Source organism: Kribbella steppae, assembly GCF_004342025.1.
Taxonomy (GTDB): domain Bacteria; phylum Actinomycetota; class Actinomycetes; order Propionibacteriales; family Kribbellaceae; genus Kribbella; species Kribbella steppae.
In genome coordinates, this window is the sequence record NZ_SLWN01000026.1 from 1 (window position 1) to 26,712 (window position 26,712).

The window sequence follows — 26,712 nt, forward strand, 5'->3', positions numbered from 1 at the left end:
GACCAACTGACCGAGCTCGTCGGCCACGGTCCCTACACCGTCAAGCCCGTCATCGACCTCAACGACGCCATCAGCGTCGACGCCTACGAGATCCCCGACCGCATCCGCGAACGCATCAAGCTCGCCCACCCCGTAGAGCTCTTTCCCTACGGCAACCGCGAAACCAGTCCCACCATCGACCTGGACCACATCCAGCCCTACGACCCCCTCGGCCCACCAGGCCAAACCAGCACAGCGAATCTCGCACCCCTGGGCCGCTTCAGCCACCGGGTGAAGACGCACGGCCGCGGCTGGAACGTCCGCCGCGTCGACCGCAAGACCGTGGAATGGACCACACCCCACGGCTTCACCTTCCACGTCACCCCCACCGGCACCACCAGAACAACAAACCACCCCCAACACCCCGACAGCCCACCCTGATCCAACCGCCGATCAGGCGAGGCGCCGAAGCCCTCTCCCTTTGCTGAGCTAGCCGATGCGCCCCAAGGAGCGTCCACGCAAGGTGCGAAGTCAGGGGCTGATGGTGCTGCGCAGGTCGCCGGCGCGGACAGCACCGACAACATGGGGCTGCCGGACGCCGCCATCGATGGGTCCTTTCCACCATCCGTCCTCGCCGGGTCCTATCAGCCGGACGCTTCCCGTCCAGGCGATCCCAACTGCCAATGACCGACGTGCCTGGCGTCCGCTCGCCGGTCATCCCGTCCCCGGCCACTCGATCGTGTGGCCACCACGACCCATATCAAGAGCGCCAGAGGCGCCCCAGACGACCGGATCGCCAGACCCGGCCTGTCTGCGCGGTCGCCCGTGGCGTTTTCACGGATCGGCCGACCGACTCTCGACGTGCGCCGCGCAGGCGTGGGTTTGCCAGCTACCAGACGTCCGATGTGGCTTGGGAGGCAAACAGTGTGGATTCGTTGTGGTACGAGCAGATCTGCAGCGAGAAGACGTTCTTGAACTTCCTGACACCGGTGCGGACGGGTCGCCACGGTCCGGCCTTGTGCTGAATACACCACCCCTGCCTGGCTGAGTCTGCGGACTCGAGGAGGCGGTTCTCTTCGGTATGGGGGGAGTACGGGCAGCGGGCTGTTTCTGCTGATCCTATTGTGCGGTTTCTGTAGGAACACCTCGAGTGGCCGCGTCGATCAGCACTGCACCCAGAGCGGCGAAACGAAGCAGACAACGAAGTACGGCCCAAACCGGGACGTCCAAGAGGGAATGGAACTAGATGAGGAACGTCCTGCGTCGACCTCGCACCCGCGGCATCGTCGTCGCCACAGCACTGGCAGGCGCTCTGGTGTTGGGCATGGCCCCGGTAGCTGACGCGGACTTCAACAGCCCGCGCCAAGCGACGGTCCCGCCCATCGCCGCGTCCCCTGCCTCCGCGGAGGCCGCGACGGCTGCGAGCTGTTTCAGCACCTACCTGAGCTACGGCAGCCGTGGTACCTGCGTGAAGCTACTCCAGAAGAATGGGTGGGCTCAGCGTGGACGGCGTGTATGGCGCGGGGTCGCGGAGCCGCGTCCGGTCGTTCCAGGATGACGCCGGCCTCACTGTCGATGGCAAGGTCGGACCCCAGACCTGGCGGAAGCTGCGGACCTACGGCAAGGCGCTGGGATGGAAGTCCGGGGTCACCGTGTACATGTGCAAGGCGAGTTCGACGGACTTCCGCTTCTCGGTGTGGAACAACTCCGGCAAAGCCGCCGACTGGACGTTCTACGTGTCGGGCGGTCACTTCTCCGGAGACGCCATCTCGGATGACCGGATCGCTGCCCAGGGACGGATCGCCGCCGGGGCGTACGACAGCACGAAGCTCACGGTCTGGATCGGGAACTACGACAACGACCACACCACCACCAGCGTGCGCAACTTCTCCCGCAACACCCTCCCCGCCTGCGCCTAGCCATCGCTGTTTGGCGGTTGGGCTGCGGAGTTGCTCGGCCTGAGGCTGCCCGGCCCGCACCATGACGTCGACCTGCTGTTTCCAGCCGAGCTTTGAAGCCCTCGACACGTTCCTCGCAGCCGATGACGTAGACGAGATAGCGGCCAAGCGATTGGACTACGGGTGGCCAGTGCTATGTCCCTGATCGACTACCAGGCCACACGGCGGGACCTGTTGCCAGCTGTGGACGGCAAGCAGGTGAGTTCGGAGGAGTGGCTCGAACACCAGAACAGGTGACCCGCCAGGTCGCGGGACTGCTAGCGGTTGTCCTTGATGCGCTTGGCTTTGCCTAGGGAGCGTTCGAGGCCGTGGGGGTCGACGACCTCGACGGTTGCGGTGACGCCGACCCTGTCTTTGATGCGGCGGGACAGACGGGCTGCGGCGGCGGCGCGGTCGGTGAGGTCGGGGGCGGCTTCGACCTGGACGGTTAGTTCGTCCAGGCGGCCGGGGCGGGTGAGGACGCAGAGGTAGTGCGGGGTCAGGCCCTCGACCAGCAGGATCTGTTCCTCGATCTGGGTCGGGAAGACGTTGACGCCACGGACGATCATCATGTCGTCGGTACGCCCGGTGATCTTCTCCATCCGGCGCATCCCGGGCCGCGCGGTGCCTGGTAGCAGCCGGGTCAGGTCCCGGGTGCGATAACGCAGTACCGGAAAGGCTTCCTTGGTCAGGGTGGTGAAGACCAGTTCGCCGACCGAACCGTCCGGCAGGACCTCGCCGGTGACCGGGTCGATGATCTCCGGGTAGAAGTGGTCCTCCCAGATGTGCAGTCCGTCCTTGGACTCGACGCACTCCTGCGCGACGCCAGGCCCCATCACCTCGGACAGGCCGTAGATGTCGACCGCGTGCATCCCGGTCCGCTGCTCCACCTCGGCGCGCATCTGCTCGGTCCACGGTTCGGCGCCGAAGATGCCGATCCGTAGTGAGGTGTCGCGCGGGTCCAGCCCGCGCGCCTCCATCTCGTCCACGATGGCGAGGAAGTACGACGGTGTGACCATGATGATCCGGGCGCCGAAGTCGCGGATCAGGTCGACCTGCCGCTCGGTCATCCCGCCGGACACGGGTACGACGGTGCACCCGAGCCGCTCGGCGCCGTAGTGCGCGCCCAGCCCACCGGTGAACAACCCGTAGCCGTAGGCAACATGACAGACATCGCCCGCACGGCCGCCGGCTGCCCGGATCGATCGGGCCATCAGATCGGCCCAGTTGTCGAGGTCCCGGCGCGTGTACCCGACCACCGTCGGTCGTCCCGTCGTACCCGAGGACGCGTGCACCCGCACGACTTCCGACCGCGGTACGGCGAACATCCCGAACGGATAGTTCTCCCGCAGGTCCTGCTTCGCCGTGAACGGTAGGCGGCTCAGATCCGACAGTTCCTGAAAGTCTCCGGGCGCGAAACCCACACCGTCCAGGGCCGCGCGATAGTGCGGGACGTTCTCGTACGCCGCCCTGATCGTTGACTGCAGCAACGACAACTGACGGGACCGGAGCTCGTCGACGGACAGCCGTTCACCGGCGTCACGCAGCTCCTCGGGACACGGATCACCGAGCATGGGCCTCTCCTACGGACGGGCGAGCAGGGTCGCGATGCCCTGACCCACTCCGATGCACATGGTGGCCAGCGCATACCCGGCGTCGCGGTGGCGAAGCTCCAGGGCGGCGGTGAGAGCGAGGCGGGCGCCGGACATCCCCAGGGGGTGGCCGAGGGCGATGGCGCCGCCGTTCGGGTTCACGTGTTCGGCGTCGTCGGGGAGGCCGAGTTCACGCAGTACTGCCAGAGACTGTGAGGCGAACGCCTCGTTCAGCTCGATCACGCCGACGTCGGCCAGCGCGACGCCGGTGCGGTCGAGAAGCTTGCGGGTAGCCGGTGCCGGGCCGATCCCCATGATCCGCGGTGGCACACCGGCGGCCGCCGTACCCACGATCCGGGCCAGCGGCGTGACGCCGAGTCGCTCGACCGCTGCACCGCTCATCACCAGCAGTGCGGCCGCGCCGTCATTGACACCGGACGCGTTGCCCGCGGTGACGGTTCCAGGGGTGCGGAACGGTGTCTTCAGGCCGGCGAGCGCCTCCAGCGAGGTCTCCCGCGGGTGCTCGTCGGTGTCGACGACCGTCACGGCACCTCGCTTGCCCGGAACCTCCACGGGCACGATCTCCTCGGCCAGCCGACCGTTCGCCTGAGCCTTGGCCGCGCGCTGCTGGCTGCGCAGCGCGAACAGGTCCTGGTGCTCACGGCTGATGCCGAAGTCGGCGGCGACGTTCTCGGCCGTCTCCGGCATCGAGTCGATCCCGTACTGCTTCTGCAGCACCGGATTCACGAACCGCCACCCGATCGTGGTGTCGTAGATCTCGGCCTGCCGCGAGAAGGCGGTCGTTGCCTTGGGCATCACAAAGGGGGCCCGCGACATCGACTCGACCCCGCCGGCGACGACGATCTCGTTGTCCCCGGCGATGATCGAGCGGGCGGCGGAGGCGACCGCGTCCAATCCCGATCCGCACAGCCGGTTGATCGTCGTACCCGGGACCTCGGCCGGCAGTCCGGCCAGCAGCACCGCCATCCGGGCCACGTTCCGGTTGTCCTCGCCGGCCTGGTTCGCGCAACCCAGAATCACGTCATCGATCAACCCGAAATCAAACGAGTGCCGGGCCAGCAGTGACGAGACGGCATGCGCGGCCAGGTCGTCGGGGCGTACCGCGGCGAGCGCACCGCCGTACCGGCCGATCGGTGTACGAACTCCATCCACCAGAAAGGCTTCGCGCGTCATGACTCGTCCTCCGAAGGAATGATCGTGCCGGACAACTGGCGGCTGCGGCCGCGGAACTCGGCGATCACCTCGTCACCGCGCCGGACCGTCACGTCGTAGATCGCGTTCCGGCCGTACGACGTCCGCTCCCGCGCCTCCGCGACGAGCACGTCACCGCGCTTGGCCGGGGCGACGAAGACGATGTCGCAGGTCTGCGCGACGGTGACCCGGTTACGGGAGTTGCACGCGAACGCGAACGCGGAGTCAGCCAGACTGAACACGAAACCACCATGCGCGATACCGTGCCCGTTCACCATGTCCTCGCGCACCGGCATCTCGACCCGGGCCCGGCCCTCGTCGACCTCGACCAGCCGCATACCCAGGCCGGCGCTGGCGGTGTCCTCCGCCCACATCGCGGCGGCCACCCGGGCCGCCAGGTCGTCACCCATACTTTGCCCAATCAAGAAGGACCTTGTGACACTCTATCCCCGGTCGCGCCATCGACTGTAACATCACCTGCGAGACCCCGAGGCTTGGAGCACACCCCATGACCACGACCGGCACCGACTTGCTCGCCACCCACCGCGAGCGTCTTGACGACGCTTCGAAGGCGATCCGTGGCCGCGGCTACCACTCCGCCTTCCCGGAGTCGCCCAGTCCGAGGGTGTACGGCGAGACCGCGGCAGCCGACGGCAAGGCCGCCTTCGAGCGCTACCTCGGTACGACGTTCCCGCTCGAGACCCCGGGTTCACGCGGCACGGTGATCACTGAGCACTCGCCGTTCGGGATCCCGCTGGACATCGCCTACCCGCGCACGGTCGAGGACGGGCTGGACGAGCTGCTCGAGGCGGCCCGCAGCGGCATGGCCGACTGGCGCAAGGCCGGGATCGACGCTCGGACCGGAGTCACGCTGGAGATCCTGGCCCGGTTGCACAAGCGGGTCTTCGAGCTGGCGAACGCGGTCCAGCACACCAGCGGTCAAGCGTTCGTGATGGCGTTCCAGGCCGGTGGCGCGCATGCGCTGGACCGGGCGCTGGAGGCGGTCGCGTATGCGTACGAGGAGATGAACCGCTACCCGGCCGCGGCGACCTGGGAAAAGCCGGCCAAGGGCAACCCGATCCGGATGGAGAAGACGTTCACCGTCACCGGCCGCGGGGTCGCGCTGGTGATCGGCTGCAACACCTTCCCGACCTGGAACTCCTGGCCCGGCCTGTTCGCGTCACTCGTCACGGGGAACGCCGTGGTGGTGAAGCCGCACCCGCTCGCTGTCCTGCCGCTCGCCATCACCGTCGAGGTGTGCCGCGAGGTGCTCGCCGAGGCCGGCTTCGACCCGAACCTGGTGACCCTGGCCGCCGAGCGGGCCGGTGACGGCCTGGCGAAGCCGCTGGCGACCCGGCCCGAGGTGAAGTTGATCGACTTCACCGGCGGCAGCGAGTTCGGCGAGTGGCTGGAGCAGAACGCGACCCAGGCGACCGTGTTCACCGAGAAGGCCGGGGTGAACGCCGTCATCGTCGACTCGACCGACGCGTTCAAGGCACTGTGCGGGAACCTCGCGTTCACGCTGTCGCTGTACTCCGGCCAGATGTGCACGACCACCCAGAACCTCTTCGTCCCGGCCGGCGGGATCGAGACCGACGAGGGCCACAAGTCCTTCGAGGAGGTCGGCGCGGGGATCGCCGGCGCGATGGGCAAGTTGCTCGGCGACGACGCCCGCGCGGTCGAGATCCTCGGTGGCATCGTGAACCAGGCCGTGATCAGCCGGCTCGAGCTCGCCCCGGAGTACGGCGACGTCGTGCTGGAGTCCCGGGCGATCCAGCACCCGGCCTTCCCGGACGCGCTGGTGCGGACGCCGCTGCTGGTCGCGATCGACGCGAAGGACGAGGAGGTGTACGGGCGTGAGTGCTTCGGGCCGGTGTCCTTCCTGGTCAAGACCGCCGACACCGCGGAGTCGATCGACCTGTTCCGGACCACGGTCACCGAGGGCGGCGCGATGACGGCCGGGATCTACTCCACCGACCCGAAGACCCTGGAGCAGGCCCGGGACGCGGCCCTCGATGCGGGTGTCGCGCTGTCGGAGAACCTGACCGGTCAGGTGTTCGTGAATCAATCGGCTGCTTTCAGCGATTTCCACGGCACCGGCGCGAATCCGGCCGCCAACGCGACATACACCGACGGCGCTTACGTTGCGAGTCGCTTCCGCGTCATTCAATCTAGGCGTCATGTCTGACGCTCTGGATCCGGATCACTTACGCGAAGTTCTCACCTACTACGACAGCTGGCTGGCGTTCAACCAGCGCTATCAACGTGTGCCCGGGGTTCAGGCCGCCGTGTTCGCCGCGGACGGGATCGCCTTCTCCGCGGCGTACGGGCTGGCGGACGTCGAGAACGCCGTACCGCTGACCGAGCAGCACCTGTTCCGGATCGCGTCGCATTCGAAGACGTTCACCGCGACAGCCGTGTTCCAGTTGGTCGAACAAGGCCGGCTCCGGCTGGACGACAAGGCGGGGCAGCACGTCACCGAGATCGTCGGTACGCCGCTGGGGGAGCGGACCGTGCGGGACCTGCTGGCGCACGCCGGCGGCATCACCCGGGACAGTCTGGACGCGGACTGGTGGCAGCTCGCGAAGGCCTTCCCGGACCGGGATGAGTTGCTGGAGGTACTGCGGGACGAGTCGTCCGCCGTACTGCCGGAGAACGACCGCTTCAAGTACTCGAACATCGGCTACGGGCTGCTCGGCCTCGTGGTCGAGGCGGCGGCCGGGACGTCGTACAACTCCTATGTCCAGACCGCGATCGTGGACAAGCTCGGGCTGTCCGGGCTCGGTCCGGAGCTGGATCCGGCGCGCAGCAGTGAGTACGCCGCCGGGTACAGCGCCCTGTCGTACGCCGCCGAGCGGATCCCGATCGATCACGTCGACACCCGGGCACTCGCCGCGGCGACCGGGTTCTTCGGCAATGCTCGTGACCTGGCGACCTACTTCTCTGCTCACCTGCCCGGCGACGACCGGCTGCTGACGGACAAGTCCAAGCGTGAGATGCAGCACCCGCTCTGGCAGACCGCGGCCGGCGACGACTGGCCGCGCTACGGGCTGGGCGTGCAGATCGCGAAGATCGGCGAACGGCGCCTGTTCGGGCATGGGGGTGGCTATCCGGGGCACATCACCAGGTCCCTGGTCGACGGGTCCGCCGGCATCGCGGTCAGCGTGTTGACGAACGCGATCGACGGCCCCGCGCAGCAGTTGGCCGAGGGATTCTTCAAGCTGCTCGATCTGGCCCAGTCGAAGGATCGCCCCGGCACCGTGGCCGACCTGAGCCGCTTCACCGGCCGCTACGCCAACCTCTGGGGCGTCAGCGACATCGTCCAGCTCGGCGGCCGGCTCTACGCGCTCGACCCTGCCCAGGGCGATCCGGCCGACAGGCCGACCGCGCTCGAAGCCGACGGAGACACGCTCCTGGTGACCGAGGACTCCGGCACCGGTGCCTACGGGCAGAGGTACCACTTCACCTTCGACGCGGACGGTCGGCCCGACACGGTCCGCAATGCCACCGGCCTCCTGACCGACCCGATCGACCGCTTCACCCTGCCGTCCCGGCTGACCGCGGAGTAAGTACCGTGCGGGTATGACGATCCACGGCGATCACCCGTTCTTGCCGCCCGAGTCCGAGCGGAGTCCGGTACGGCGGCTGCGTGGGCGACTGCCGTCACCGGTCGGGTTGTGGACCACCGTGTACGACGGGAAGCGGGCGGGCCTCACGGTGTCGTCGATGCTGGTGGCCGACGGTGAGCCGGGATCGGTGATCGGCCTGATCGATCCGGACTCGGACCTCTGGGAGACGTTGCGTCAGGCAAGGACCGCGGTGGTGTCCCTGCTCGGCGAGGGTCACCAGCAGCTCGCCGACGCATTCGGCTACGTCGCACCGGCCCCCGGCGGCCCGTTCCGGATGATCGACTGGACCGACACTGCCTGGGGTCCGGCGCCGGTCGGTGTCAGCGCCTGGGCCGGCTGCACGCTCGTCTCCACCGATCCGCCGGAGGCCGGCTGGGCGCTCCAGGTCCAGCTGGAGATCGTTCACGTCGAGCTGACGCCCGACGAGACCCCCACCCTGGTTCACCGACGCGGCCGCTACTTCACCCTCTGATCCCGAATCCGTTCCGCCTGGTGGTCCTGGAGCTCTTCACCCTGGACCAGGAAGCGGTGGATCGTCTCCAACTCCGTCCGGGTGTAGCGGGACAGCACAGCAGTGCCCGCCGGCCTGACCGGGCCATAGACCTTCTCGACGCGTTCCTCCGCCAGCGGGGTCGCGGTCACCAGCACCCGGCGTCGGTCGGCCTCGTCCTTGGTGCGAGCGGCGTACCCGAAGTTCTCGAGCCGCTCGATCGCGGCCGTCGTCGCGGCCGGGCTCAGGCCTGCCTCGACCGCGAGCCGGCCGGCGGTCATGCCGCCGTTGCGCAGTAGCAGACCGATGCAGAGCAGGTCGGTCCGGTTCACGCCCAGTACGCCGGCCGCCGCCGCGTCCACCCGGTCGGTCGCGTTCTGGAACCGCACCACGGCCTCGGTGATCTCCGCGATCAGCGTTTGTTTCGACACTCGAAATAATCTACCATCGACAGAAATCTTTCGATGCTCGAAATAATTTGGAGGCTTCCGATGGCTGTCACCACACCGCTGCCGGGCTGGCTGAAGCCGGTGAATCGACTGGTCAAGCTCCTGTCCCGCACCGGCGTCCCGCTCGGGACCATCCACGTCCTGTCGGTTCCCGGCCGCGTCAGCGGTGCGATGCGTACGACGCCTGTCTCACCGCTGACTGTCGACGGCAAGCGGTACATCCTGAGTCCGCTGCCGAGCTCGGACTGGGTGCTCAACGCTCAGGCTGCTGGTCGGGGCCTGCTCGCAGCGGGCCGGAAGTCCACGCCGGTCCGATTGGAGGAGGTGGCCGACGCGGCTGAGAAGGCGGCGGTGCTGCGTGCGTTCCCGACTGAGGTGCCTGGCGGGGTGTCGTTTTTCATCCGGGTCGGCGTGGTCACCAGTGGTTCGCCGGACGAGTTCGAAGCCATCGCACCGCGGTGCGTTGTTTTCCGCGTGGTTCCGTAGTGGAAGAAGCTTGCGCAGGAATTCGGTGCCACGGAGATCATTGCCGAACGCGGTGACGCTGCGTGGGACGCCGCTTAACACGGTCACAAACGCGCAAGCACATTGCGCGAGGTGCCCGATCGGGCGCTGAATGTGCGCGCTCTCACACGCACGGCCCGCTGGGGTCACGGCTGCGCAACGCGCTTGCGCGGATCGTTGACACCCGGTGCGCCGCGTGCCCAGAGTTGGCCCGTCAAGGGGGCATCGTTGTCACAGGCGGCTTCCATGAGGTGATCGGAGAGTGAAATCATGCGTGGTGGTCTGAGCAAGACTGTCGCGGTGCTGGGTGCGGCGGGTCTTCTCGCGGTCAGTGCCTGCGGAAACAGCGACGACGGCGGCGGGGGTGGGGACTCGGCGGCCAGCAAGGACGTCACCGTCTTCACCTGGTGGGCCGACGGTGGTGAGAAGGCCGGTCTGGACGGGCTGGTCTCGGTGTTCAACACCGAGTGCAAGGACTACAAGTTCGTCAACTCCGCGGTCGCCGGTGGTGCCGGGTCGAACGCCAAGCAGGTGCTGGCGAACGACCTCGCCGCGGGCAAGCCGCCGTCGACGTTCCAGGCGCACGCCGGCGCCGAGTTGGGCGACTACATCAACGCTGGTCAGGTCGACGACGTCAGCGGTCTCTACCAGGAGTTCGGTCTCGACAAGGCCTTCCCGCAGAGCCTGATCGACAACCTGACCGTCGACGGCAAGATCTACTCGATCCCGGCCAACGTGCACCGCGCGAACGTGGTCTGGGCCAACCCGACCGTACTGAAGAAGGCGAACCTCGACGGCGCCACCGCGCCGGCCAACGTGGACGCGTGGATCGCGGACCTGGAGAAGCTGAAGGCGGCCGGCGTGAAGGCGCCGCTGGCCATCTCCAAGGGCTTCGCCCAGGAGATGCTGGTCGAGGCCGTGCTGCTGGCCGAACTGGGGGCGGACGACTTCACCGGCCTGTGGAACGGCAAGACGGACTGGGCCGGCGCGAACGTGACCGCCGCGCTGAACAAGTACAAGACGCTGCTGTCCTACACCAACGCCGACCGCGAGGCGATCGACTGGCCGGACGCGCTGCAGTACGTCAACAAGGGCCAGGCCGGCTACACGCTGATGGGTGACTGGGTCGCCGCGCAGCAGCTGTCCGACAAGATTCCGGACACGGCCTACACCTACTGGCCGGCTCCGGGTACGGCGGGCAACTTCCAGTACCTGGCGGACTCCTTCACGCTGCCGACCAACGGGCAGGACCCGGAGGGTGCGAAGTGCTGGCTGAAGGTCACCGGCTCGGCCGAGGGCCAGAAGGCGTTCAACACCAAGAAGGGCTCGATCCCGGCCCGCTCGGACGCGGTCCCGGCGGACTACCCGAAGTACCAGCAGTCGGCGATGGCCGACTGGAAGAAGGACAAGATCGTTCCGTCCTGCGCGCACGGCGCCGCCTGCACGCTCGGCCAGAACAACGACATCCTGTCCGCGATCAGCCAGTTCAGCGGTAGCCAGGACGTCGCCAAACTGCAGGCCGCACTCGGCACTGCGATGAAGTCGAGCTGATGCCGAACGAGTTGCGGACCGACGTCGGGTCGGAGGACTGAGCATGCACGGAAGAATCCGCACCTGGGGCCCGGGCGCCCTGGTGCTGCTGCCGACGGTGCTGCTGCTCGGGTATTTCGTCTACGTGCTGATCGCATGGACGTTCAACACCTCGCTGACCGACCGGCACACGGCCCGCAGGGGCGGCCCGGTCGACTATGTCGGGTTCGAGAACTACGCGAACCTGTTCAGCGAGGACCGGTTCATCAACTCCCTGAAGAACCTCGGCGTGCTCACGGTGGCGTTCATCGTGGGCACGCTGATCTTCGGCGTGATCTGGGCGTTGCTGCTGGAGAAGGGGGTCACCGGCGAGGGCGTGTTCCGGTCGATCTTCCTGTTCCCGATGGCGATCTCGATGATCGCTTCCGGAGTGGTCTGGGGCTGGTTGCTGAACCCGTCCCAGGGCGACGACGCGCGCGGCCTGAACCGGCTGTTCTCGATCCTCCAGCTCAATTTCCTGGAGAATCCCTGGTGGACCGCGGGCAGTAGATGGACGACCATGATGGCCATCGCGCTCCCCGCGGTCTGGCAGCTGTCCGGCTACATCATGGCGCTGTTCCTGGCCGGGTTCCGGGGCATCCCGCCAGAGCTACGGGAGGCGGCCCGGGTCGACGGCGCGAGTGAGTTCAAGCTGTACCGGCACGTGCTGTTCCCGCAGCTGTCGCCGATCGCGCTGTCGGCCCTGATCATCCTCGGCCACATGTCGCTGAAGCTGTTCGACCTGATCTACGCGATCACCGGGCCGAACCAGTTCCGGACCGAGGTGCCCTCGATCTACATGTGGAACACCTTGCTCCGCGGTGACATGGCCAAGGCGGCCGCGATCGCCATCGTCCTACTGGCTGTTGTCGCTGTCCTCGTCATCCCGTATGTCGCGTACACCATCCGGCAGGAGAGTGAAAAATGACCGCCGCAGAGGCCGCGACCGGACAGGCCGCCGCGGCGATTCGCCAGAAGCCGCGGCGGAGCGCGATCGCCGACGGTTCGACCCGGCGAAGCCGGACGATCCGCTACCTCCTGCTGCTGCTCTTCCTGCTGTTCGTCCTGACCCCGGTGTACGTCGTGGTGATCGGCAGCTTCAAAACGTCCAGTGACACCACCGCCGCCGCGCAGTGGTCGCTGCCGGAGACGTGGACGCTGGAGCCGTGGCGCAAGGCGTGGGACACGCTGCAGCCGTACATGGTCCGGTCGCTCTCGCTGGCGATCCCGGCCGCGATCATCTCGTCGATGATCGGTTCCGCGAACGGGTTCGTGCTGGCCCGCTGGCGGTTCCCGGGCGCGAACCTGGTGTTCGCGTTCATCCTGTTCGGGATGTTCATCCCCTACCAGGCGGTGATGCTGCCGCTGCGGACGACGTTCACCGAGCTGGACGTGACCCGCGGCGTACCGACACTCATCATCGCCCACGTCATCTACGGCATCCCGATCTGCACGCTGATCTTCCGGAACTACTACGCCACCATCGTGCCGAACGAGATCATCGAGTCGGCCCGGGTCGACGGTGCCGGGCTGATCCAGACCTACGCGCGGATCATCCTGCCGATCTCGATCTCCGGGTTCGTGGTGACGCTGATCTGGCAGTTCACCTCGGTCTGGAACGACTTCCTGTTCGCGCTGTTCCTCACCCAGCAGCAGAACGGCCCGGTCACGCTGGGCCTGGCGGCGCTGGCAGGCGGGCAGAAGGTCGACTACGCGGCCAGCATGGCGGGTGCGCTGATCGCCTCGTTCCCGACCCTGCTGGTGTACATCCTGCTCGGCCGCTGGTTCATCGGCGGCCTGATGGCAGGCGCCCTGAAGGGCTGATCAAGCACTGATGTACGTCGTCTGCGGCCCGTGCTACTCGATGCACGGGCCGCAGTCGGGTGGTGACGGCGTGTCGATGTACTTATCCACAGGACGCGCGCAGGGGCCTGCGGCGGACTGGGGCTGGACGGTAATGTCGCGGACGTGACCAAGTCACCACGAGGCCGGGACGGACGACCAAGCCACTTGCGGCTGGTCGGCTCCACGCCGGGCCCGACCCACCGGACCACGGCGGGTGTCGACGTCGACACCACGCCGAGTGTCGCCGTGCTGGAAACCCTGCTGGAAACGCTGTCCCTCGACCTCGCCGCCGCTCCCCGGGCCCTGCATCCGGTGATCGCGGAGGCCTCGGTCGCGCGGTCCGCCGCGATGCTCGCCGACCAGCTGTGGCCGGCCGGGCGGCCGGACGAGATCGGCGAGGTGGAGCGGTTCTTCTGGGCCGACGCCGCCCGGGTGCTGGGCGAGCGCCGTGACCCGCAATCCTTTGTTCTGTTGACGAGTCTGGCCCGCACGGTCGGTCCGGCCGGGCGGTTGCCGCTGCAGCGCGCCCATCTGTCCCGGTTGCGGACCGAGGCCGAGGTGCCCGAGTGGGTGACCCGGATCGCCGGGTTCCGGCTGACCAGCGCGATCGTGTCGGAGGACATCACCGGTGACGGGCTGAGCGTCGTCCTGGACTACGACGACGAGCAGCATCCGCACACCGTGGTCGTCTTCATCGACAACAACCTCGGCGCGATCGTCAAGGACGTGTTCGTCGGCCCACCGGTGGACCGGGTGCTGGAGGCGTATCAGCGCGGTGGCCGGGTGACCATCCGGACGGTCCGGCCGCCGACCGCGGCCGGCATCATCCTGCAGGCGCTCGGCGAGACCAACGACTTCGACGATCCACCGGTGACCGAGGACTTCGAGTTCTTCTCCGGGCTGCTGGTGAACCGGCTGACCCAGTTGCCCGAGCGCCCCATTCGCCCACCGATCCGGCCATTGCTGTCACCGAAGCAGCGTGAGCAGCTGGTCGACGAGTTCCTCGAGTCGCAGTACGCCGTGGGCCTGCCCGACGACGCGGCCGACATCGTCCGGTTGTGGATCGACCACGCGGTGGACCACACCGTCGGCGGTCCGTTGCGGGTGAGCGCCGTACTGGTGGAGCTGTTCCTCGCGCACTGGCTGCCGCGGAAGGTCCTTGCTGACAGCACCTACTTCGAGGCCGTACCCCTGGTGGTCAAGGCGTGGCTGGAGTTCGCGGGGGAGCGGACCGCGCTGGCGCTGGACGCGATCGACGAAGCGGTCGATGCGGTGGACGTGTGGACCCCGGCGCTCGAGGCCGCGGCGATGATCGACCCGATCGGCTCCAAACCGGGTGAACGCGTCTTCCTCGACGACACCACCAACGACCTCGAGGACGCCTACCGAGCCTTGTCCGGCCTGGGCTCACCGCCACAACCGGACCTCCAGGGCCTGGACAAGTCGCAAGCGGCGACGTTGTCGGTCCTGGCCCCGCACGCCTGGCTGATGGCCGGCGAGACCCTCGGTACGACGTACGCCCCCGACGCCTTCGACATCGCCGAACGCCTGGTCCGTGACGCCCCCGACCTCCTCGCCAAAGCCCGCCTCTCCACCTGGCCCCGAGCCATTGTCTGGCTCCTCGCCCACCGTCACCGCCTGGTCGGCCCCGGCGAACCCCTGACCCCCTACGCCCTGGCCGCCGACCTCTCCTCCTCCCCGGCCACCCTCCGCAAAACCGCCAAACTCCTCACCGACACCCTCATCCTCCCCCGCTGACTGCGCAGTTGTGGGGCGGCGGAGAATGGGGGTATGCATGTGCGTGCGCCGGAGCTCAGGGGTCGTGGGTGGTTGAACACGGGTGGGCGGGAGTTGTCGCTCTCGGACTTCCGGGGACGGTTCCTACTCCTCGATTTCTGGACCTTCTGCTGCATCAACTGCCTGCATGTGCTGGACGAGTTGCGGCCGTTGGAGGAGAAGTACGGGGATGCGCTGGTGATTGTGGGGGTGCATTCGCCGAAGTTCGCGCATGAGGGGGAAGAGGCGGCGGTTCGGGCTGCGGTGGAGCGGTACGAGGTGGGGCATCCGGTGCTGGATGACCCCGAACTGGTGACCTGGCAGAACTACACCGCGCGGGCCTGGCCGACGCTCGTGCTGGTGGACCCGAACGGCTACATCGTCGCGCAGTACTCGGGTGAAGGGCACGCGCACGCGCTGGATGCTCAGCTGGCGGAGCTGATCGCCGAGCACGAGCAGGCCGGCACGTTGACGCGTGGCAAGTCGCCGTACGTCGCGCCGGAGCCGGCGCCAAGCGACCTCCGCTTCCCGGCGAAGGTGGTTGCTCTCGACAACGGGTTCCTGGTCGCCGACGCCGGGAACCACAGCATCGTCCAGCTCGCCGAGGACGCGACCACCGTGGTACGACGCTTCGGCACCGGCACCCGTGGATTCACCGACGGGGACCAGGCTGCCTTCTCCGAGCCGAACGGCCTCACCGTCCTTCCCGCAGATGTCGCAACCAAGCTCGGGTACGACGTCGTCGTCGCCGACACGGTGAACCACGCCCTGCGCGGGATCAACCTGGAGAGCGGCCAGGTCACCACCTTGGTCGGCACCGGCAAGCAATGGATGGACGGTGACGGCACCGACGTCCTGAGCTCGCCCTGGGATGTCGCCTGGTGGCAGGACAAGGTCTGGATCGCGATGGCCGGCGTCCATCAACTGTGGACGTACGACCCGTTCACCCGGACCACGGAAGTTGCCGCAGGCACCACGAACGAAGGTCTGAAGGACGGCGCGCTGAAGGAGGCCTGGTTCGCACAGACCAGTGGCCTGGCGGTCGACGGGGATCGTCTCTGGCTGGCCGACTCCGAGATCTCCGCGCTGCGCTGGATCGACACCGAGGTGCACACCGCTGTAGGCACCGGCCTGTTCGACTTCGGCCTGCGGGACGGCAAGGCGAGCGAGGCCTTGCTGCAGCACCCGCTCGGTGTGACGGTCCTCCCCGACGGTTCGATGGCAATTGCCGACACCTACAACGGCGCCGTACGACGCTACGACCCGAGCACCGACGTGGTCGACACGATGGCGACCGGACTCGCCGAACCCAGCGGTGCTGTTGTCGTAGGCAACGAACTGCTGGTGGTCGAGTCGGCCGCCCACCGGCTGACCCGCATCCCGCTGGGCGAGTCGGCGACCGCGGACGAGTTCAGTACCAGGACGCAGCGGCCGCCGATGGACATCGCGGCCGGCGAGATCACGCTCGAGGTCGTGTTCACGCCTCCGCCGGGACAGAAGCTGGACGATCGCTACGGCCCGTCGACGCGGCTGCTGGTGTCGTCGACGCCCGAGTCACTGCTGCGCGACGGTGCGGGCGACTCGACGGATCTCAGCCGGAAGCTGGTGATCGACGAACGGGTCGGAGACGGCGTGCTGCACGTCGCCGTACAGGCTGCTTCGTGTGATGACTCCGACGAAGTCGAGTTCCCTGCGTGCCACATGCACCGGCAGGACTGGGGCGTACCAATCCGCGTGACGCCGGAAGGCGCCACGCGGCTCGAGTTGGTGCTGTCCGGAGCGTCTACTCCTTGATGTCGCGGTTGTGCTCCTCGACCACCCGGTACTCCTCTTCGATCGCCGGGTCGATCGCATCGGTCTCGACCCGACGGCGCCGGTTGGTGATGTAGAAGGAGAGCACGATCCCGGCCAGTCCGGCGAGGATCAGGATGTAGCCGACGACGGTCAGGTCGACGGCCTCCCACGAGTCCCGGATCGCGAACGCCAGGATGGCCCCCACGACCATCAGAAAGATGCCCACACCGATGCTCATCCGAGCCTCCTCGTGAAGTCGCCTGACGGTTCGACGCTACTCCGCTTGGGCGACGTTATCCATCAACAGCGCCTGTCTGTTACGCCATGTGTACCCAGTGGTAAACCCGGGTGCTAGCGCGCCTGCAGCTCGACGTCTCCGCTGGTCGTGGTGGCATTGATGGTGTGGGTGCCGTTCGGGTCGTCGCCGAGCCGGTTGTCGACGTCGCCGCTGCGGGTCTCGGTGCTGACGTTCCAGCTGCCGGCCGGCGCCGTCACCTCGATATCGCTGCTGGTGCCTTTGGCCCGTACGTCGTTCGCCTCGGCCAACTCGAGTTCGAGGTCGCCGGAGGTGGTCTCGACGTTGACCGCTCCGCCCTTCAGCCCGGAGGCCTCGATGTCGCCCGAGGTCGCCGTCACGTCGAGCTTCCCGGTCAGGTCCTTGACGACCACGTCGCCCGAGGTGAGGTCGACCTTCACGTCGCCGGTGACGTCACTGATCTCGATCGTTCCGGACCGCGACGACGCGTCGACTCCACTGACCCCGGCGATCGAGATGTCGCCGCTGCCGTTCTCGCCGGTCACCTTGGTTCCGCGCGGAACGGTGACCACGAAGTCGGCACTGCACTGCCAGCCGCAGTCGCCGTCGAGCTTCAGCACACCGTCGTCGACCGAGTAGGCGTCGCCCTTCTTCCACAGCCAGAACGTGCGCTTCTCCTGGACCGTGGTCTTGTCGTCGCCGGAGACCTGGATGGTGACGTCGGCACTCTTGGCGGCCAGCTGGACCGTGGTGATCTTCTCGGTGATCTCGTGGTCGTCGGTGGCGTCGCGGTCCCCGAACTGCCAGAACGCCAGCCCCGCCCCCACCACCAGAAGAATTGCCCCGAGCTGCTTGCTCTCCGCCATCATCCGCCCCTTCTCGGCCCACCTTGTCGCTCGACAGTAGGCCGGGCAGCGGTAGCGCAGGATCCGGCAGAACCCCCGAGGCGCCCCTGAACCCCACCCCAGAGACGCCTGAGTCAGGACCGGTGGTCGCCCCGGGACACCGCGGCGGCGAGATCGTCGTCGAGGGTGCCGAAGAAGGTCCGGGCCCAGAGATCGTCGCCGTGCCAGTAGGGGCCGTCGTCGCCCGGCAGCGACGCCGGCGCCTTGCCGCGCTTGAGCGCCTGCCGGCACTCGGCACACAACGGCAGCGTCACCGTCGCCCCGTCGGCCTTCACCTGCGTCGGTCGCCCGGAAGACCTTCCGTGCAAGGGATTGAAGGCACACAACCTCGGTACGACGGGCAGCTTGCGATCAGCCGCCACCGCGACGGCAGCGTCGTACTCGCGCCGCGCCTTGTCCAGCAGCACCATCGCGCCGACCACGTCGACCAGGTCCTCCGACGCGTCGAGCACCTTGCCGGCGGCGTGATGTGCGTCGAGTGCGGCCTGTTGATGTCTCAGGGCCTCACCCTTGGCATCAGGCAACGCGGCCAACTCCGAGCCGAGCGTGGTCAGCTCCGCACTCGTCTCATGGGTCAGGCGACGGCGTCGCTCGGCCGCAACGCTCGCGGCCACATGTGGCGGGATGCTGAACGGCTTCTCCCGCCGCGGCCGGTCCTGGTGTCGCGAGCCAGGCCGACGCAGACCGATCACCAACCCGAGCCCCACCAGCGCGGCGATCCCCAGCCCGATCATCAGCGCGATCGTTCCTGCCGAGGACTCGTCCTCTTCTGATTCATCGGAGGAGGAAGACCTGGCCGGCCGGGACGTGGTGGGTCTGGTCGCGGGCAGCCCAGGCGCCGCCAGCAGTTCGTACATCCGGGCCAGCACCTCGGTCGGCCCGGCGTCGTACCCGGTGTCGTCGAGCGCCCGCGCCCGGACCGCGCGCAGTTTGTCCTCGGCCAGTTGCGGTAGGCCGTGTGCCTCGTACCAGGGGAACTGCCCGCCGCCGTCGACCACGACGTACAGGCCGGGCTTGCCGAGGGCATCGATGACCAGGGTGAGCACGTTCCGCTCCTTGCCCTGGAACGCGTCGCTCGGCGCCAGCGGCAGCACGATCGAGTAGACCGGGTACCCGAGTGCCGTCGCCTTGGCCCGGACATCGGCCCGCAGGTTCTCCGGCAAGGCCGACTTGTACGACGGATCGACGTACAACGGATCCTTGGCCAGCGCTGTCGCGATCTCCCGGGCGCGCTCGGCCGGAGTCTGCGCCTGAGCGGGTACGGCGGTCAGCGACACCAGCAGCGTCAACAGGGCCGTCAGGGCGAACCGGGCTTTCACTGCGTTCCTCCACGTCGTCGTCCGACCGCTCCCGCGACTCCGAGCACGATTCCGGCGAGCAGGGCGCCGCCGAGCAGTCCGAGGACGCCCCCGCCGACACCGTTGCCGATCGCCTTGCCGACGGTGAACCGCTCGGGTTCGGACGGCGATTCCGGATACGGCTGGGTAGGCTCGGTCCGCGCCGGTTTGGGGTCGTACCGATCGTCCACCTTGAGGTCCTCGAGGTAGTCGCTGAGCTGGCCGGACATCGACTGCCTCGCCTTCGCATACGAGCTGGACGGCGCCCAGGCTGCGATCTCGTGCTCCACGCCGTACGTCGTGTTGCCGTCCATCACGACGTACAGGCCGGGCGTTTCGTGGGCCGCAGCGAGCCAGCCGGCCAGCAGCGCCGTGTCGCCCTCCTCCTGGAACCACTCCCCGGCCGGTACGACGGCGACGAACACCGGGACCGGCGCGGCCTCGATCTCGCGCAACAGCTCGGCGGACTGGGTCGCGTCGACCAGCGACGTGTAGTCCGGGTCGACGTACAACGGCTGCGTCGCCCAGGCCGCGGTCGCGGCGGTCACCCGTGGATCCGACGGAACCGCGGCCAACGCCGTCCCAGGCACGAAGCAGATGGTTGCTAGGAGCAACAGCAGGACCCGCCTCATCGGACACCGTCCTGGAGTCGCGCCACCCGGTCAGGCAGGTCGTCGGAGAGCGCGCCGAATCCGGTCTCCACCATCACGCTGTCCTCGGGATCGAGGGTCCAGTAGGCGACATGCTCGCGACCGATCAGGCCGGACCGCTTCCACACCTGCAGCCCGTACGGCGTCGTGCCCTTGCCGAGGGTCCGCGCACACTGCCGGCAGGCGGGCACCTGGATGTCGTCCGCCCAGGTCACCGGCGTCGTCCCGGACCGGTGGGTCGGGTCGAAGAAGCACGGTCGCAGAACCTCTGCCCGACTCGCGCCACCCTCGGCCTGACGGGCAAGGACGAAGGCGCCCGTCAATGCCAGCAGGTCGTCCGGCTGGCCGTCCCGAAGCTTGCGGGCCGCGTCCAGCCGGCGGTTGGCGTCGTCCCGCCGATCGAGGAGCTCCACCGACTTCCCACGCCGCTTTTCCAAGCGGTCCAAAGCCGACTGCGCCCGCTCGATCCACTCGTCCGCGCGACCCCGCATGTCCGACTCCGGGATCGGAAGCTCACCCGCAGGTACTTCCGCCCGCCGGGAACCTCCACTCCGTCGCCGCAGTGAAAGCCAGAGCGTCAGCGCGAAACCGGCCAACGCGCCGATCGCCATGCCGATGAACACGGACCGGTCTTCCAGATCCGTGACCGACGGACCCCTCGGTTCGTCCTCCGGCTCCAGATCGGCGGCCGGGATCGCGGGCAGCGGACGACCGTCGTACGCCGTCGCAGCCTGCTGGATCGTTCGCACGATCTGTGGCTCCGGCCGGTCGTCGACGATGTCTCTGCGCCGCTCGTCGTCGCTCTGGACGCTGGTGAGATCCCGGCCCTTCAGCCCGCCCGGCCGGTACAGCTCCGCCATCCCGGTCCAGTACTCGTCGGAGACCACGGCCACCACGTACAGCCCCGGCTGCCCGACCCGAGCCTGCAACAGCGTGATCAGATCGCTCAGCTTCTCCCGCGTGTACGGCGTCCGCGGCACCAGCGCGACGTACACGGCGAAGTCGACGGTGCCGGCCTCGGTGCGGATCCGATCCAGGTCAGGGATCGGCCGCAGGCGCTCGTCGACGTAGATCTTGTCGGTCCGCCAGGCAGCAGCGATCCGGTCCGGGAGCTCCGGCGTCGCCGCCCGCGCGGGGAGGACCGGGAGGAGCGCCAGGACGGCAAGCGGAGCGGCGAGGCGGAGCAGGCGGGCAAACATCGCGCACAGCGTACGAGATGGCAAGGCCCTGGCTCGGACAGGGGAAGCCGAGCCAGGGTCTTGTGGTTGCCACGGGCAGAAACGTTCCTCCAGGGCGGTGGTTCCTCACCAGGGCAGATCGTGGGGCAGATCATCTGCCCCTCTTATGTCGAGCCGGAGGAGTCGGGAATCAGAACGCGGACTCCGGCAGGTCCATCACGTCCAGGTCGGTGAGCTCGGCCTTGACCCGCTCGGCCCGGACCGACGGCATCGTGGACCGGACGAACCACTGGGCCGCGGCGACCTTGCCGGTGTAGAAGTCCTGCTCGGCCGGGGACAGCTCGCCGCCGAGCTTGTTGAGCGCGACCTCGGCCTGCCGCAGCATCAGCCAGGAGCAGACCACGTCACCCAGCACGAACAGCAGCCGAGAGGTGTTCAGGCCGACCTTGTAGATGTTGCGCGGGTCGCCGTTCTCCGCCTGCGGGTTGCTCGCCATCAGCGCCTGGCCCATGACCGCCAGGATCTTCTGGGTGTCCTCGAGGCCCTTCGCCAGCAGCCCCCGCTCCTCCTTCAGCCGGCCGTTGCCCGCCTCGGAGGCGACGAAGCCCTGGATCTGCTCGGCCAGATGGCCCAGCGCCTTGCCCTGGTCCTTGATGATCTTGCGGAAGAACAGGTCCTGGCCCTGGATCGCGGTGGTGCCCTCGTACAGGGTGTCGATCTTGGCGTCCCGGACGTACTGCTCGATCGGGTAGTCCTGCAGGAAGCCGGAGCCGCCGAAGGTCTGCAGCGACTCGGTGCCGAGCAGCGTCCACGACTTCTCCGAGCCGTAGCCCTTGACCAGCGGGAGCAGCAGGTCGTTCACACCCTCGGCCAGTACGTCGTGCTCACCGGCGTACCGCGCCTGCTCGGCCCGGTCCTGGTACGTCGCGGTGAACAGGACCAGCGCCCGCAGCGCCTCGGCGTACGCCTTCTGAGTCAGCAGCGACCGGCGGACGTCGGGGTGGTGGGTGATCGTGACGCGCGGCGCGTCCTTGGCCGGCTGGGTCAGGTCTGCACCCTGGACCCGCTCCTTGGCGTACTCGAGCGCGTTCAGGTAGCCGGTGGACAGGGTCGCGATCGCCTTCGTCCCGACCATCATCCGCGCGTACTCGATCACCTGGAACATCTGCGCGATCCCGTCGTGCACCTCGCCGAGCAGCCAGCCCTTGGCCGGCGTCCCGTCGCCGAAGGTGATCTCGCAGGTGGTGGACACCTTGATGCCCATCTTCTTCTCGACGTTCGTGACGAAGGCGCCGTTGCGCTCACCGGTCAGCTCGCCGGTCTCCAGATCGAAGTCGTACTTCGGTACGACGAACAGGCTCAGGCCCTTCGTACCGGGACCGCCGACACCCTCGATGCCCTGCGGCCGGGCCAGCACCAGGTGGACGATGTTCTCGGTCATGTCGTGCTCGCCCGAGGTGATGAACCGCTTGACGCCCTCGATGTGCCAGCTGCCGTCCTCCTGCAGTGTGGCCTTGGTCCGGCCGGCGCCCACGTCGGAACCGGCGTCCGGCTCGGTCAGCACCATGGTGGCGCCCCAGCCGCGCTCGATGACGTGGTGCGCGATCTTCTGGTCCCGCTCGGTGCCGTTGCGCCAGAGCACGTGCGCGAAGTTGGGGCCGGCGGCGTACATGTGCACCGGCGGGTTGGCGCCCAGCACCAGCTCGGCGGCGGCCCAGCGCAGCGACGGCGGCGTCGGCTGACCGCCGAGCTCGGCCGGCAGCTCGAGCTTGAACCACTCGGCGTCCATGTAGGCGTGGTAGCTCTTCTTGAACGCCTCCGGCATCCGCACCTCGTGGGCCTCGGCGTCGAAGACCGGCGGGTTGCGGTCGGCCTCGGCGAACGACTCGGCCAGCTCGTGCTTGGCCAGGCGGTCGATCTCGGCCAGGACCTCACGGGCGGTGTCGACGTCCATGTCGGCGTACGGGCCCTGCCCGAGCACCTCGTCCCGGCCCAGGACCTCGAGCAGGTTGAACTCGATGTCCCGCAGATTCGACTTGTAGTGGCTCACAGGGTTCCCCTACCTCTTCGCAGCGTCGTACTCACGAGTAACTTGAGTATATACCCACGGGTAACGAAGACAAAGGGAGTTGTCCGTGACGTGATCCAGGAGACTGTCCGGGTGACGGTCAAGCTGATCTACGAAACGCACTCGACCACGCTCGACAACGAGCAGGGAATCGCGACCGGGTGGCTGCCCGGCGAACTCTCCGAGGCTGGGCGTCGGCAGGCGGCGGAGCTGGGTGCGCGGCGAGGGGAGGTCGACCTCGTGTTCAGCTCCGACCTGCGTCGAGCGGTGCAGACCGTCGAGGCCGCCGGCCTGACGGTGCCGCACTTCCAGGACTGGCGCCTGCGGGAGTGCAACTACGGCTCACTGAACGGGGCGCCCCGGGAAGCTCTCGAGCCGCGGCCGCAACGGGTGCACACACCGTTCCCCGGCGGGCAGAGCTACTGGGAGGTGATGGAACTGACCCGCTCGTTCCTCGAGGACCTCAAGCGCTGGCACAACGGCAAAGTGGTGCTCGTGGTCGCGCACTCCGCGAACCGCTGGTCCCTCGACCACCTCCTGGACAGCCGCGCGTCCCTCGAGGACCTGGTCGCCGCCCCGTTCGAGTGGCGACCAGGCTGGGTGTACGAGGTCTAGGGGGTGTAGACGGCGACGCTGCCGTACAGCTTGTTGGTGAAGGCGGAGATGTAGGTGGCCGTGTCCGCCGCGGTCAGGTTGTAGGTGAGGAAGACGCCGTACCCCTCGGTGACCGTGCGCTGGGCGAGGGTCGCGGCGGTGGACGAACTGGTCGCGGTGTACGACACGGCGGCCGGCGAGAGGCGGGCCTTGTCGCTCGGGCCGCTCGGTACGGCCCAGGTGCCGTAGTACGGGTTCCAGGCGTAGTCGAAGGTGTTCGCGATGCTCACACCGTTGTAGGTCAGGCGATCCGAGGCCGGGCCGATGTCGTACAGCGTGATGAGCTTGTTCGGCAGCTTCTCGCGCAGCGCCGAGACGAGGTAGACGAACGAACTGTCGTTCGGCTGGCCGGTGCCGTTGTTGCCGTACTCGGCGTACTCGTCGTCGAAGTCGATGCCGTCGAGTCCGTACGTCGTCACTGCGTCGGCCAACTGCTGGGCGAACGCGTCGGCGGCCTGCTGGGACGGGAAGTTCGCGAAACCGGCGCCCTGGTGGTTGCCGAGGATCGACAGCAGGACCTTGATGCCCTTCTGCTGCAGCGGCCGGACCTCGGTGGCCACGTTGTCGAGCACGTTCTGGACGTTCTCGTTGAAGTGCAGGTAGGCGTTCGTGCCGTCGTAGTTGATGTTGGCCGCGAAGATGACCGCGATGTCGAACACCTGCGCGCCGCCATTGGCCAGCGTGTACTTGGCCGCGTTCGTCATGCTCTCGTTGTTGACCTCGACGTAGACCACCGAGATCGGTCCGATCTTCGCGCGCGGGCGGCGTTTCGCGGCTGCTGTGGCGGGCAGCGCGGCACCGGTGCCGGCCACCACGGTCGTCGCCGTGATGGCCGACAGCAGGGTTCTTCTGCGAATGGGTTCAGGGCTCATCGATCAACTCCAGGTCTGCTGGGCGGGGCAAACACACCGGAACTAAACCGGTATAGCAGCCCTGATCTTCGACGGCCTGGGACCCTGTGTCAAGAAGCTGTCAGCGCAGGGTGACGATCTCCTCCTTGCCGCCGGCCTCGACCTTCACCTCCGCCTTCGGGCCGGCCGGGACCAGGAGTGCGTCCGGTCGCGCCGGGCTCCACGCGCCGCCGTCGTACCGGTAGGAGAGCTTGGCGTCCCGGCGGGCCACCGCCCAGCCCTGGCCGGCCGTGAGCTTGATCAATACCGGCAGTACGGCGTTCCGATCGGGGATGCCACCGGGGACGATGGTGGCCTTGCCGGACTTCGGTTTGAGCACGGCGTAGACCCGGGTCGGGTCGTTGTCGAGTTGCTGCTCGCCGAGGTACACCGCGGTCCCGTTCGACGTCACGCCGTACCCGCTCCAGATCGAGAATCCGCGGGAATAGGTGTTCTTGTCGGTCACCGCGTCGAGGGCGGTGTCGAACACGTCGGGCGCGGTGTCGCGCAGCCTCTGCGCGTTTTCGGTCATCGGCCAGAGCGCCCGGTCGGGGAAGTCGGTCCACAGCCGCCGGTCGCCGGCCTGTTCGGGTGGCGAGGCCTCGATGCCTCCGTTCGCGATCCACTGGTCGGAGAACGCCTTGGCCGGGAGCGGGCTGATGCTGAGGTCCGGAAGGTCGATGTCCCGCGGAAGCTCCACCACGGCGACGCCGTCCTTGAACTGCAGTGGGGTGTAGACGCGGCCGCTGCCGCCCTGCTCGTCGTAGGTCCGGCCCACTGACCAGCCGGTCTTCTTGCCGATGTCCAGGACGACGAGCGCTTTGGTCTCGCCCTTCGAGGCGACGATTCCGGTGACCAGGCCGACACCGGGCGCCGGATAGCTGTCGGCCAGTACGCCGGGCTTGCCGTCCTTGCCATCGACAACGAAGCCGATGAGGGTGTGCACCCCTTCACGGTCGAGCTGGATGTTGTCGTGGTGCCGCAGGTCGGAGTACTGCCCGACAAGCGCGACCCGGCCGCCGGGGGTGCGGCCGGCCCAGTAGACCTTCGGTTCGCCGCGCAGGTGGTCGAAGATGCCACGGTCGTGGTTCGCGGACTTGCGGTGCGTGGTCCGCCAGGCGGTCAGGACCTGGGCGAGGTAGGTGGAGTCGCCAGCCAGGTCTCCCCGGGTCCCGCCCGCCATCAGGAAGCCGTACGGGTCGTTGTCGATCGGAGTCGCCGCGGCCGGGTTGTCGTTGAAGCGGTCGAGCAGGGTCGGCGCTGCGACCGCTGCTCCGCTGACGGCGGCCACTGCGAGCGTGCCGGCGGACAGGGAGAGGAAGCGGCGCCGGCTGAGCCGGCGGGCACCTCCGAGGCGGGCGCGGTCGAGCAGATCCGACGGCGCTTCGATGTCGTCGACGCTGGCGCTCAGCCGGTTCTTGAGGTCGGTCTCGGTCATCGCAGTCCTTCCAGAAAGGCGGGTTCGGTGATCAGGCGGAGCCGGTCAAGGGCGCGGGAGGTCTGACTCTTCACCGTGCCGAGCGAGCAGCCGAGGGCCTCGGCGGTCTGGGCTTCGGTGAGGTCCTCGTAGTACCGGAGGACGACGACCGCGCGCTGCCGCGGTGGGAGCTCCTGGAGCGCGGTCAGCAGTTCATCGCGGACGGCGTAACCCTCGGTGCCGTCCGGAGTGGCCGGGTCGTGGCGGTCGGCCAGGGCGACCTCGGGTTTGCGTCCCTTGCTGCGCCAGCGGTTGGCGGCCAGGTTGGCAAGGGTCTTGCGGGCGTAGGCCTCGGGCGCGCTGTGGATCCGCCGCCAGCGCACGTACACCCGCTCGTACATCTCCTGGACGAGGTCCTCGGCCGCGGCCCGGTCGCCGGTGAGCAGTACGGCGGTCCGCAGCAGCCGGGTCGAGCTGCCACGGACGAAGTCGTCGAAATCGTCACCGCGGGTGACCATCCACCCCTCCTCGGTCAGTTGGTCTGGTAGCAGGTAGACACCGGCGGTGTCCGGAAGGTTGCA

24 protein-coding genes and 1 pseudogene are annotated in these 26,712 nt (G+C 68.1%); 12 read left to right on the forward strand and 13 right to left on the reverse strand.

Going from position 1 to position 26,712, the window contains the following annotated elements; translation table 11 throughout:
- Together EV652_RS44380 and EV652_RS42410 are read left to right on the forward strand one after the other, a co-directional pair.
- Positions 1–420: pseudogene (locus tag EV652_RS44380) on the forward strand (DUF222 domain-containing protein); the annotation flags it as partial.
- Positions 421–1,466: 1,046 nt separating this feature from the next.
- Positions 1,467–1,898: a peptidoglycan-binding domain-containing protein gene (locus EV652_RS42410; protein ID WP_132216744.1), complete on the forward strand. Its 432-nt coding sequence runs from the start codon at positions 1,467–1,469 to the stop codon at positions 1,896–1,898.
- 296 nt (positions 1,899–2,194) lie between these two features.
- Here EV652_RS42410 and paaK read toward each other — a convergent pair whose 3' ends face one another.
- Genes paaK through paaI form a run of 3 tightly spaced genes read right to left on the reverse strand, consistent with a single transcriptional unit; the run spans position 2,195 to position 5,130 of the window.
- Complete coding sequence (paaK, locus tag EV652_RS42415) at positions 2,195–3,490, reverse strand: phenylacetate--CoA ligase PaaK (RefSeq protein ID WP_132216747.1); 1,296 nt, start codon at positions 3,488–3,490, stop codon at positions 2,195–2,197.
- Between the two features lie 9 nt (positions 3,491–3,499).
- Positions 3,500–4,702, reverse strand: coding sequence for a 3-oxoadipyl-CoA thiolase (gene pcaF / locus EV652_RS42420; RefSeq protein WP_132216750.1), 1,203 nt, complete (start codon positions 4,700–4,702; stop codon positions 3,500–3,502).
- Positions 4,699–5,130 carry a hydroxyphenylacetyl-CoA thioesterase PaaI gene (gene paaI / locus EV652_RS42425; RefSeq protein ID WP_132216753.1) on the reverse strand — a complete coding sequence of 144 codons (432 nt, stop codon included), beginning with the start codon at positions 5,128–5,130 and terminating at the stop codon, positions 4,699–4,701. The genes pcaF and paaI overlap by 4 nt, the downstream gene beginning before the upstream one ends.
- Positions 5,131–5,228: 98 nt before the next feature.
- On the opposite strand from paaI, the gene paaN reads away from it, so the two are divergent.
- Genes paaN through EV652_RS42440 form a run of 3 tightly spaced genes read left to right on the forward strand, consistent with a single transcriptional unit; the run spans position 5,229 to position 8,821 of the window.
- Positions 5,229–6,908, forward strand: coding sequence for a phenylacetic acid degradation protein PaaN (gene paaN / locus EV652_RS42430; RefSeq protein WP_132216756.1), 1,680 nt, complete (start codon positions 5,229–5,231; stop codon positions 6,906–6,908).
- Positions 6,901–8,289, forward strand: coding sequence for a serine hydrolase domain-containing protein (locus EV652_RS42435; RefSeq protein WP_132216759.1), 1,389 nt, complete (start codon positions 6,901–6,903; stop codon positions 8,287–8,289). The genes paaN and EV652_RS42435 overlap by 8 nt, the downstream gene beginning before the upstream one ends.
- A gap of 13 nt (positions 8,290–8,302) precedes the next feature.
- Positions 8,303–8,821, forward strand: a complete 519-nt coding sequence (locus tag EV652_RS42440; RefSeq protein WP_132216762.1) for a flavin reductase family protein — start codon at positions 8,303–8,305, stop codon at positions 8,819–8,821.
- On the opposite strand, the gene EV652_RS42445 is transcribed toward EV652_RS42440, so the two are convergent.
- Positions 8,806–9,270 (reverse strand): MarR family winged helix-turn-helix transcriptional regulator, encoded by a 465-nt coding sequence (locus EV652_RS42445; RefSeq protein ID WP_158441550.1) that lies wholly within the window; start codon positions 9,268–9,270, stop codon positions 8,806–8,808. The two genes, EV652_RS42440 and EV652_RS42445, sit on opposite strands and share 16 nt — an antisense overlap.
- 60 nt (positions 9,271–9,330) lie before the next feature.
- Between EV652_RS42445 and EV652_RS42450 the strand changes: the two genes are divergently transcribed.
- From EV652_RS42450 to EV652_RS42475, 6 genes are all read left to right on the forward strand, one after another.
- Positions 9,331–9,774 (forward strand): PNPOx family protein, encoded by a 444-nt coding sequence (locus tag EV652_RS42450; protein WP_132216768.1) that lies wholly within the window; start codon positions 9,331–9,333, stop codon positions 9,772–9,774.
- Positions 9,775–10,062: 288 nt separating this feature from the next.
- Entirely contained in the window at positions 10,063–11,343 is a 1,281-nt protein-coding gene (locus EV652_RS42455) for an ABC transporter substrate-binding protein (protein WP_132216771.1), read from the forward strand.
- Between the two features lie 43 nt (positions 11,344–11,386).
- Complete coding sequence (locus tag EV652_RS42460) at positions 11,387–12,289, forward strand: carbohydrate ABC transporter permease (protein ID WP_132216774.1); 903 nt, start codon at positions 11,387–11,389, stop codon at positions 12,287–12,289.
- A complete protein-coding gene (locus tag EV652_RS42465; RefSeq protein WP_132216777.1) occupies positions 12,286–13,185 on the forward strand; it encodes a carbohydrate ABC transporter permease in 900 nt (299 codons plus the stop codon). Before EV652_RS42460 ends, EV652_RS42465 begins: the two co-directional genes overlap by 4 nt.
- A 144-nt stretch (positions 13,186–13,329) precedes the next feature.
- The gene (locus EV652_RS42470) at positions 13,330–14,964 is read left to right on the forward strand and encodes a hypothetical protein (RefSeq protein WP_242002337.1); all 1,635 of its coding nucleotides are present in this window, start codon (positions 13,330–13,332) and stop codon (positions 14,962–14,964) included.
- Positions 14,965–14,997: 33 nt separating this feature from the next.
- Positions 14,998–16,776: an NHL domain-containing thioredoxin family protein gene (locus tag EV652_RS42475; protein WP_132216780.1), complete on the forward strand. Its 1,779-nt coding sequence runs from the start codon at positions 14,998–15,000 to the stop codon at positions 16,774–16,776.
- Here the strand turns inward: EV652_RS42475 and EV652_RS42480 are convergent.
- From EV652_RS42480 to EV652_RS42505, 6 genes are all read right to left on the reverse strand, one after another.
- The gene (locus EV652_RS42480) at positions 16,766–17,014 is read right to left on the reverse strand and encodes a DUF6458 family protein (protein ID WP_132216783.1); all 249 of its coding nucleotides are present in this window, start codon (positions 17,012–17,014) and stop codon (positions 16,766–16,768) included. The genes EV652_RS42475 and EV652_RS42480 overlap by 11 nt on opposite strands.
- Positions 17,015–17,127: 113 nt before the next feature.
- Positions 17,128–17,901, reverse strand: a complete 774-nt coding sequence (locus EV652_RS42485; protein WP_242002338.1) for a DUF4097 family beta strand repeat-containing protein — start codon at positions 17,899–17,901, stop codon at positions 17,128–17,130.
- A 110-nt stretch (positions 17,902–18,011) separates the two neighbouring features.
- Positions 18,012–19,256, reverse strand: a complete 1,245-nt coding sequence (locus EV652_RS42490) for a hypothetical protein (protein WP_132216786.1) — start codon at positions 19,254–19,256, stop codon at positions 18,012–18,014.
- Positions 19,253–19,906 (reverse strand): hypothetical protein, encoded by a 654-nt coding sequence (locus EV652_RS42495; RefSeq protein WP_132216789.1) that lies wholly within the window; start codon positions 19,904–19,906, stop codon positions 19,253–19,255. The genes EV652_RS42490 and EV652_RS42495 overlap by 4 nt, the downstream gene beginning before the upstream one ends.
- The gene (locus EV652_RS42500) at positions 19,903–21,123 is read right to left on the reverse strand and encodes a hypothetical protein (protein WP_132216792.1); all 1,221 of its coding nucleotides are present in this window, start codon (positions 21,121–21,123) and stop codon (positions 19,903–19,905) included. The genes EV652_RS42495 and EV652_RS42500 overlap by 4 nt, the downstream gene beginning before the upstream one ends.
- 169 nt (positions 21,124–21,292) lie before the next feature.
- Positions 21,293–23,152, reverse strand: coding sequence for an acyl-CoA dehydrogenase (locus EV652_RS42505; RefSeq protein WP_132216795.1), 1,860 nt, complete (start codon positions 23,150–23,152; stop codon positions 21,293–21,295).
- 90 nt (positions 23,153–23,242) lie between these two features.
- Here EV652_RS42505 and EV652_RS42510 point away from each other — a divergent pair, with 90 nt between their 5' ends.
- Positions 23,243–23,785 carry a histidine phosphatase family protein gene (locus tag EV652_RS42510; RefSeq protein WP_242002339.1) on the forward strand — a complete coding sequence of 181 codons (543 nt, stop codon included), beginning with the start codon at positions 23,243–23,245 and terminating at the stop codon, positions 23,783–23,785.
- Here the strand turns inward: EV652_RS42510 and EV652_RS42515 are convergent.
- From EV652_RS42515 to EV652_RS42525, 3 genes are all read right to left on the reverse strand, one after another.
- Positions 23,782–24,696 carry an endo-beta-N-acetylglucosaminidase H gene (locus tag EV652_RS42515; protein WP_132216798.1) on the reverse strand — a complete coding sequence of 305 codons (915 nt, stop codon included), beginning with the start codon at positions 24,694–24,696 and terminating at the stop codon, positions 23,782–23,784. The two genes, EV652_RS42510 and EV652_RS42515, sit on opposite strands and share 4 nt — an antisense overlap.
- 100 nt (positions 24,697–24,796) lie before the next feature.
- Positions 24,797–26,152: a hypothetical protein gene (locus EV652_RS42520; protein WP_132216801.1), complete on the reverse strand. Its 1,356-nt coding sequence runs from the start codon at positions 26,150–26,152 to the stop codon at positions 24,797–24,799.
- Complete coding sequence (locus EV652_RS42525) at positions 26,149–26,649, reverse strand: SigE family RNA polymerase sigma factor (RefSeq protein ID WP_132216804.1); 501 nt, start codon at positions 26,647–26,649, stop codon at positions 26,149–26,151. Before EV652_RS42525 ends, EV652_RS42520 begins: the two co-directional genes overlap by 4 nt.
- Between the last annotated feature and the right edge of the window lie 63 nt (positions 26,650–26,712).

What these genes read in the sequence shown, in the direction of transcription:
- EV652_RS42495 (WP_132216789.1), bottom strand. Translation starts at nt 19,906, where the DNA reads ATGAGGCGGGTCCTGCTGTTGCTCCTAGCAACCATCTGCTTCGTGCCT.
- EV652_RS42500 (WP_132216792.1), bottom strand. Translation starts at nt 21,123, where the DNA reads ATGTTTGCCCGCCTGCTCCGCCTCGCCGCTCCGCTTGCCGTCCTGGCG.
- EV652_RS42460 (WP_132216774.1), top strand. Translation starts at nt 11,387, where the DNA reads ATGCACGGAAGAATCCGCACCTGGGGCCCGGGCGCCCTGGTGCTGCTG.
- EV652_RS42475 (WP_132216780.1), top strand. Translation starts at nt 14,998, where the DNA reads ATGCATGTGCGTGCGCCGGAGCTCAGGGGTCGTGGGTGGTTGAACACG.
- EV652_RS42410 (WP_132216744.1), top strand. Translation starts at nt 1,467, where the DNA reads ATGGGTGGGCTCAGCGTGGACGGCGTGTATGGCGCGGGGTCGCGGAGC.
- EV652_RS42455 (WP_132216771.1), top strand. Translation starts at nt 10,063, where the DNA reads ATGCGTGGTGGTCTGAGCAAGACTGTCGCGGTGCTGGGTGCGGCGGGT.
- paaK (WP_132216747.1), bottom strand. Translation starts at nt 3,490, where the DNA reads ATGCTCGGTGATCCGTGTCCCGAGGAGCTGCGTGACGCCGGTGAACGG.
- EV652_RS42435 (WP_132216759.1), top strand. Translation starts at nt 6,901, where the DNA reads ATGTCTGACGCTCTGGATCCGGATCACTTACGCGAAGTTCTCACCTAC.
- pcaF (WP_132216750.1), bottom strand. Translation starts at nt 4,702, where the DNA reads ATGACGCGCGAAGCCTTTCTGGTGGATGGAGTTCGTACACCGATCGGC.
- paaN (WP_132216756.1), top strand. Translation starts at nt 5,229, where the DNA reads ATGACCACGACCGGCACCGACTTGCTCGCCACCCACCGCGAGCGTCTT.
- EV652_RS42465 (WP_132216777.1), top strand. Translation starts at nt 12,286, where the DNA reads ATGACCGCCGCAGAGGCCGCGACCGGACAGGCCGCCGCGGCGATTCGC.
- EV652_RS42525 (WP_132216804.1), bottom strand. Translation starts at nt 26,649, where the DNA reads ATGGTCACCCGCGGTGACGATTTCGACGACTTCGTCCGTGGCAGCTCG.
- paaI (WP_132216753.1), bottom strand. Translation starts at nt 5,130, where the DNA reads ATGGGTGACGACCTGGCGGCCCGGGTGGCCGCCGCGATGTGGGCGGAG.
- EV652_RS42480 (WP_132216783.1), bottom strand. Translation starts at nt 17,014, where the DNA reads ATGAGCATCGGTGTGGGCATCTTTCTGATGGTCGTGGGGGCCATCCTG.
- EV652_RS42440 (WP_132216762.1), top strand. Translation starts at nt 8,303, where the DNA reads ATGACGATCCACGGCGATCACCCGTTCTTGCCGCCCGAGTCCGAGCGG.
- EV652_RS42515 (WP_132216798.1), bottom strand. Translation starts at nt 24,696, where the DNA reads ATGAGCCCTGAACCCATTCGCAGAAGAACCCTGCTGTCGGCCATCACG.
- EV652_RS42485 (WP_242002338.1), bottom strand. Translation starts at nt 17,901, where the DNA reads ATGATGGCGGAGAGCAAGCAGCTCGGGGCAATTCTTCTGGTGGTGGGG.
- EV652_RS42450 (WP_132216768.1), top strand. Translation starts at nt 9,331, where the DNA reads ATGGCTGTCACCACACCGCTGCCGGGCTGGCTGAAGCCGGTGAATCGA.
- EV652_RS42520 (WP_132216801.1), bottom strand. Translation starts at nt 26,152, where the DNA reads ATGACCGAGACCGACCTCAAGAACCGGCTGAGCGCCAGCGTCGACGAC.